The following is a 6899-nucleotide window of genomic DNA, read 5'->3' as shown; positions in this document are numbered from 1 at the left end:
GGGATTTTGAAAAAACTCCCTCGCCCCGCGCCAGCGGGGAGAGGGTTGGGGCCCATTGCGCCAGCAATGGGAGGGTGAGGGGTGCCGCAGCCTGGGAAACGCCTTCATCACGCCACTCATGACGCGGGTCCGGTTCAGGTTTACGCCGGTCTGGCGGCTGAGCCGGTATTGTTGAGGTAGAGCGCAGCCATCAGCACGGCGAGCGAGACGAACAGCCAGATATCAGCCCCGCCATAAAGCGCCAGCGCGATCACCACCGCCGAGGGTGTCGCGAGATAGACCGCCTGCACGGTGAACACCGCGCCCTTCTCCTTGATGAGCGTGAAGAAGGCGATGCGCTCCAGCGTCCACATGGCGATGGCAAAGACCAGCGAGCCGTAAGCCGCGGCGGAGATGGGGGCCGCCGCCCAGGGCGGCGCGAACAGCAGCAGCACCGGCAGGGCGAGAAGACCGGACCAGATCGATTCCGCCACCCCGGCCGCCATGGCGTGAACGCGCGGCGGCCACCAGATGGCGGCGAACCAGTTATAGGCCGCATAGAGCACCGGCAGCAGGAACGAGGCCACCAGCCACCACGACACCTCGCCCGACAGCATGCCCTCGCGGGTGATCACCAGGATGGCGGTGGAGAGAAAACCCAGAAGGATGGCCAGCAGCCGCCGTGAAGTGGCGCTCTCCCGGCGGGTGACCAGGGCCACCAGATAGTTGACGATCGGCGCGGTGGAAATGATCAGCGCCAGCTCGGTGGGCGGCACATGGCGGGCGAACCACAGGCCCAGCCCGAACGGCACGTTCATCAGCGCCGCGCAGCCGAGCCCGAACAGCTGCAGCCGCCGGCCGCCCCACCAGTCAATGCCGCGCCACTGGCAGATCAGCGCCAGCGCCACCCCCACGCCGAGGCCGGTGATCACGATCACATGGGTGACCGCCACCCCCGCCTCGCCCCAGTAGCGGTAAAGGCTGGGGGACATGCCCCAGAACAGGCCAAGGGCGACGAACAGGCTCAGGTGCCGGGGGGTGGTCATGCCGCCTCTTAGACAGGAGTCTCATTGCAGGCTATAGATCATGCCGTCAGAAGACACCCCAAATTCGGCATGTCTGGGAGGAATGCGCCTATGTCCGAGAAAGTCTATCCGGTCCCGGCCTCGTGGAAGAAGAAGGCCTATGTCGACGATGCCGCCTACAGGAAAATGTATGCGGACTCGGTCAAGGACCCCGCCAAGTTCTGGGCCAGGCACGCCCGGCGCATCGACTGGTTCAAGGCCCCCACCAAGATCAAGAACACCAGCTATCAATATCCAAACGTGTCCATCAAATGGTACGAGGATGGGGTTCTCAACGTCTCCTACAATTGCATCGACCGGCACCTGAAGAAGCGCGGCAACCAGGTGGCCATCATCTGGGAGGGCGATGACCCCTATTACGACAAGAAGATCACCTACAACGAGCTTTACGAAAATGTCTGCCGCTTCGCCAATGTGCTGAAGAAGAACGGCGTCAGGAAAGGCGACTGCGTCACCATCTACCTGCCGATGATTCCGGAAGCCGCCTATGCGATGCTGGCCTGCACGCGGATCGGCGCCATTCATTCGATCGTGTTCGGCGGCTTCAGCCCGGATTCGCTGGCGAGCCGCATCAACGACGCCAATTCGAAGATGATCATCACCGCGGATGAGGGCCTGCGCGGCGGCCGCAAGGTGCCGCTCAAGGCCAATACCGACGAGGCGCTGAAGCGCTGCGCGGGCAACGAGAAAGTGCTGGTGGTGCGCCGCACCGGCGGCCAGGTGGCGATGACCCAGGGCCGCGATGTCTGGTATCACGAAGAGGCCGCCACGGTTCCCGCCGAATGCAAGCCCGAGAAGATGAAGGCGGAGGATCCGCTGTTCATCCTCTACACCTCGGGCTCGACGGGCAAGCCCAAGGGCGTGCTTCATACCACCGGCGGCTATCTGGTCTTCGCCTCGATGACCCACCACTATGTCTTCGACTATCACGACGGTGACATCTACTGGTGCACGGCGGATGTGGGCTGGGTGACCGGCCACAGCTACATCGTCTATGGGCCGCTCGCCAACGGCGCCACCACGCTGATGTTCGAGGGCGTTCCCAACTATCCCACCAATTCGCGGTTCTGGGAGGTGATCGACAAGCACAAGGTCAACATCTTCTACACCGCGCCCACCGCCATCCGCGCGCTGATGGGCGCGGGCGAAGGCCCGGTCGCCAGAACCTCGCGCAAGTCGCTGCGGCTGCTGGGCTCGGTGGGCGAGCCGATCAATCCGGAAGCCTGGGAATGGTATCACCGCGTGGTGGGCGACGGCCGCTGCCCGATCGTCGACACCTGGTGGCAGACCGAGACCGGCGGCATCCTGATCACGCCCCTGCCGGGCGCCACCAGGCTCAAACCCGGGTCCGCGACGCGGCCGTTCTTCGGCGTGAAGCCGGCGCTCGTCGACGACAAGGGCCAGATTCTCGAAGGCGCCACGGCGGGCAATCTGGTGATCCTCGATTCCTGGCCGGGCCAGATGCGCACCGTCTATGGCGATCATGACCGTTTCGTGCAGACCTATTTCTCCACCTACAAGGGCATGTATTTCACCGGCGACGGCTGCCGGCGCGACGCCGATGGCTATTACTGGATCACCGGCCGCGTCGATGACGTGATCAACGTCTCCGGCCACCGTCTGGGAACCGCGGAAGTGGAATCAGCACTCGTGGCGCACCCGAAAGTCTCGGAGGCCGCGGTGGTCGGTTACCCGCATGACATCAAGGGCCAGGGCATCTACTGCTATGTGACGCTGATGGCCGGCGAGGCGGGCGGCGACGATCTGCGCAAGGACCTGGTGGCCCATGTGCGCAAGGAAATCGGCCCCCTTGCCACGCCCGACAAGATCCAGTTCGCGCCGGGCCTGCCCAAGACGCGCTCGGGCAAGATCATGCGCCGCATCCTGCGCAAGATCGCCGAGGATGATTTCGGCGCGCTGGGCGACACCTCGACGCTGGCCGATCCGTCGGTCGTCGACGATCTGGTGGCCAACCGGCAGAACAAGAAGGGTTAGCGACCCGCCCGGTTGCATTTCGTTCACCACTTGCCGTTATCATCTCCCCCTGAGGGAGACATGGTTGGTAAATGGTGAACACAACCGCGCCACGCCACTGGGGTTTGTTCTGGATCGCCGCCGCCATGGCATTGCATGCATTGGTGGTGGGCGGGATGCTGCAGAGCCTGTTCTTCCTGATGGCCTTCTTCTGGGGCTGGGTCGCCGTGGCGGCGCTCAGGGACAAGCTCGAGGCGGCGCAGGCGATGGCGGTGGTGATGACCGCCCTGCTGCTGGCCGCCGCCGGCCTTTCGCTTCAGCAAGGCGGCGGCGGGCCAGCCGATGTCGCCTATTACACTTTCGCGCTCTACCCGGCGCTGGTGAGCTGGGTGTGCGTGTTCTTCTACATCCGCTTCCTGATCACCAAGGACAAGGCTCCAAAGCCGTCAGGCGCGGCGCGGGGGCCGAGGCCTCGGACCGCGAGGCCGTCTCAGTCCGCGCCCGCGGCGGGTGCATCGCCGCCTTCCACGTCGCCGGTGCGCCAGGCGCGCAGCAATTCATAGGCGACGGCGAGCAGCGTCGGCCCGACGAACAGGCCCAGAAAGCCGAATGACATGAACCCGCCGAACACGCCGAGCAGCACGAGGATGATCGGCAGTGTCATGCGCGCGCCGATGAGCATGGGCTTCAGCGGACTTTCGATGAAGACGACCAGCAGGCCCCAGACCACCACGAACCAGAACGCCAGCCCCATGCCCGACTGGGAATAAACCCACCAGGCGGCACCGCCCCATACGAGATTGATCAGAATGCTGCCAACCTGGCTGAGGGCCAGGATCAGCGTCACGAAGCCCAACGGCGCCGCCGCCGGTACGCCGGCCATGAACAGGCCGATCATCATCAAGAGGCCCTGCGCCGCCGCGGTGCCCATGATGCCATAGAACACGCCGCGCACCGCGTTGGCCGCCACATCCATGAGGCCCGCGAGATTCCGCCCGCCCAGCTGCGTCAGGCTCGCCGACATGACCCGCGCCATCTCATCGCCGCTGGCCCAGAAGGTGGTCGCCATGAAGACGGCGATGCCCAGGTTGATCAGGCTGCTGGCAAGCTCTTCGGCCGCCGCGATCAGGAACTGCCGCGCCGCTTGCGCATAGGGCGCCACCACCGACTTGGCATCTGCGGTGCTGTTGAGAAGCGTATGCCAGGTGGAAGCAATGCTCTCGCCAACCAGCGGCAGGCCGGCAAGCCAGGCGGGCACCGGTGGCGAGGACTGAACCCAGACTTCAACACGCTCGGTGACCCTCTTCACCTCCGCCGCAAGGTCCGGTGCTGAAACAAAGACCGGCACCAGCACAACCAGCAACAAGGTGAGCAGCAGCAAACCGGCGGCCAGTTTCGGCGACAACCCCCTCGCCACCAGCCGGCTCCGGATGGGCCAGGTGGCGATGGCCAGAATGCCGCCAAACACCAGCCCCAGCACGAACGGCTTCAGAACGAGATAGACGCCCAGCAGCAAGAGGCTGAAGAGCACCAGAAGCGCGAATTTCTCGATCAGCGGGGCATGGCCCCGCTCAGCCCGCGGTGCATCATTGGCGTCGTTCATGCTCTTCACTCCTCCCGTGGCGCAAAACCACGTTAGCACGAAAGGAAGAGTGGAGATATGCCGGCGTCCGGCCTGTTTCGGATTGCCGGGTTGCCGCCAGCCAGGCGGCGCTTCAGTTAGGACCCTGTTTCCCGTCCCCCCGCCTCGCGATCGCGGAGTTCACCTGCTCCAGATTGTCGGAGATATCTTGCCAGCCGCGCTTGCGAGATTCCTCCATGAGGAAGTTCACCAGGCCCCTGAAGAGCGATAGCATCGAAGCGTCGGGCACCGCGCCCAGGTCATCCTTGTCTGTCATGCCGCTATTCCCAAGCCAGAGATCCGGGTCGTCAAGATTCCCGTCCTCCCGGATCGTTCCTACAGAGTCCGGCCGGGCAGCGACACGGGTAGAAATACTGATTCCCCGTCCATGTTGGGAATCCGAGATTGGAGCGGTCATTGCCAGCCCCTCTGTCTTTCCGCCAGACTCCAGTTTGGCCGGTTCTGCTTCCTGCAGGATGGTCATGTTGTCCCTCGTTCAAGCCCCAGTTCTAGACGACCCCGGTTTTGCATGAAGCGCCCTGACAGCTTGCTGATAATCCGGCGTCTGACGTTCACGCCCTCACAGTTTTGGCGGCACGATAGTATCAAACGCGCAGGAAAATCAGTTTCAGGTTGCACCGAGAATTCTAATACAACTTATAAGCCAGTGTGCGCAGCCATGAACGGCCTTCAGGCCTCCTGCCGCGCGAGTCCGCGCGGCAGGAGCACCGGGCAGCCATTTTGTGAATCTCAAATTACGCAAGGCTCATCATGCCCGGACGTGATGCGGGCCTCCTTTTGCCGCCGCCACGAAGAGGCTTGCCCGGTCGCGCCGGGCAATGATGAAAGGTTTGCCTGGAGCACCCGAGTTCAAGTCATCGCCCGATGCCCTGATGCCCGGGCTTCTGGCGCCGGCGTCCGCAAACCAAAACGCCCGCAGCCCCAGAGCGAGGCCATGTTGACATGGCCTGGCGTCAAGTTCTCACCCCCCGCGCTGAATGCGTTGTGGCCAAGCCGCGGTCAGGGCGGAGATTTTTCCCAGGGAATGCCGTTCCGGCCCATCTCGAAGCCCAGCTCATAAAGGGCCTTCATGTAGGCGGTGTCGAACGGGCTGGGCTCGGTCTTGGTGAAACTTTCGGGAATCCAGATGGCGCGGAAGGCGATGCCGTCGCGCTGGGCGTTGGCATAGAGGCGGTAGAGATCGCCAATACCCTGGGTTTTGATCAGTGTGCTGATCGACCGCGAGACGATCGAGGCCAGCCTTGGCTTCACCTGGGTGAATTCCGGCGTCACCTTGCCGTTGCGGATCACGAACAGTTCGCGCTTCAGCTTGCCGCGGTTGAACCGGCGGTCGTTGTCCTTGACCGAGAAATTGGACGGAAACAGAAACGCCTGGTTGCTCGTGCCGCCATCGACATGCATTTCGTCGAAAGTCTGGCCATCGGCCACAACCTTGATCTTGACCGGCGGAAACGCGCCCGGCACCGACGCCGAGGCGATCAGAATGTCCTGGATCAGCTGGCGGCGGCTGGCCTCGCCGCTGCTGGCGATGGCTCCGATATCCCAGATCACGGGACGTCCGGCGTCGAGATTGGTGGTGCCGACCAGCAGGCGGCGGCCACGCTTATGTTCGCGCGCGACGTCGGCCACCATCTGGTCGGTCACATAGAGTTCCACCATATGGCGGAGCGGGGTGTTGTCGGCGACGGAGTCCGAACTGACAAGGCCGAGAAAACCTCTTTTGCGGTAGATGTCCTCGCCTGAAACCCGGGTATAGGCCTTTGTCAAGTTGCTGTCGTACGGCGGCCCCAGAAACGCGAAGGTGGCGATCAGGGCGCCGGTGCTGACCCCGGTGACGATGGCGAATTCGGGCCGCGTTCCTGCCTCCGTCCAGCCAGTCAGCAAGCCCGCGCCGAAGGCGCCGTTGCTGCCGCCGCCGGAGATGGCAAGAAAGCTCCGCTCCGGCGACGTCATGCCCGCCGCCTTCTGCTGGGCGAACACTTCGGCCACCACGTCCGGCGATATGCTTTCATCCGTATCGCCCCAATAACGTATGCGGCTGTAGCCCGGAACGACCGTATTGTTCACCAGCGGCTCGGGCACCGGGTCGCGCAAGGAATCGACCGTGGGCCCGGCGCACGACAACAGCGCCAGGCTCACCGCCATCAACAGGAACATCTGAACGCGCTTCAAGAAGAGGAATGCCTTTCTCTGACCGGGCTGAAATTTCGGCCTAACAT

At 63.7% G+C, this 6899-nt stretch carries 6 protein-coding genes; 2 read left to right on the top strand and 4 right to left on the bottom strand.

The annotated features are described in order from the left end of the window. Window positions 1–140 precede the first annotated feature (140 nt). Window positions 141–1025, bottom strand: coding sequence for a hypothetical protein (locus ACKOED_RS06520; protein WP_408915772.1), 885 nt, complete (start codon window positions 1023–1025; stop codon window positions 141–143). A 90-nt stretch (window positions 1026–1115) separates the two neighbouring features. On the opposite strand from ACKOED_RS06520, the gene acs reads away from it, so the two are divergent. Together acs and ACKOED_RS06510 are read left to right on the top strand one after the other, a co-directional pair. Beyond that, on the top strand, window positions 1116–3059 hold the full coding sequence (acs, locus tag ACKOED_RS06515) for an acetate--CoA ligase (RefSeq protein WP_408915771.1): 1944 nt from the start codon (window positions 1116–1118) through the stop codon (window positions 3057–3059). Window positions 3060–3130: 71 nt separating this feature from the next. Beyond that, window positions 3131–3601, top strand: coding sequence for a hypothetical protein (locus tag ACKOED_RS06510; RefSeq protein ID WP_408915770.1), 471 nt, complete (start codon window positions 3131–3133; stop codon window positions 3599–3601). Here the strand turns inward: ACKOED_RS06510 and ACKOED_RS06505 are convergent. The 3 genes from ACKOED_RS06505 to ACKOED_RS06495 form a co-directional block, all read right to left on the bottom strand. Next, window positions 3529–4641 (bottom strand): AI-2E family transporter, encoded by a 1113-nt coding sequence (locus tag ACKOED_RS06505; protein ID WP_408915769.1) that lies wholly within the window; start codon window positions 4639–4641, stop codon window positions 3529–3531. The two genes, ACKOED_RS06510 and ACKOED_RS06505, sit on opposite strands and share 73 nt — an antisense overlap. A 112-nt stretch (window positions 4642–4753) precedes the next feature. After that, the gene (locus tag ACKOED_RS06500) at window positions 4754–5143 is read right to left on the bottom strand and encodes a hypothetical protein (RefSeq protein ID WP_408915768.1); all 390 of its coding nucleotides are present in this window, start codon (window positions 5141–5143) and stop codon (window positions 4754–4756) included. Between the two features lie 536 nt (window positions 5144–5679). Then, window positions 5680–6852, bottom strand: a complete 1173-nt coding sequence (locus ACKOED_RS06495) for a patatin-like phospholipase family protein (protein WP_408915767.1) — start codon at window positions 6850–6852, stop codon at window positions 5680–5682. Between the last annotated feature and the right edge of the window lie 47 nt (window positions 6853–6899).

Source organism: Aestuariivirga sp., assembly GCF_046093005.1.
GTDB lineage: Bacteria > Pseudomonadota > Alphaproteobacteria > Rhizobiales > Aestuariivirgaceae > Aestuariivirga.
The sequence above is the reverse complement of the archived record's forward strand: the minus strand, read 5'-3'. Positions and strand labels throughout refer to the sequence as shown.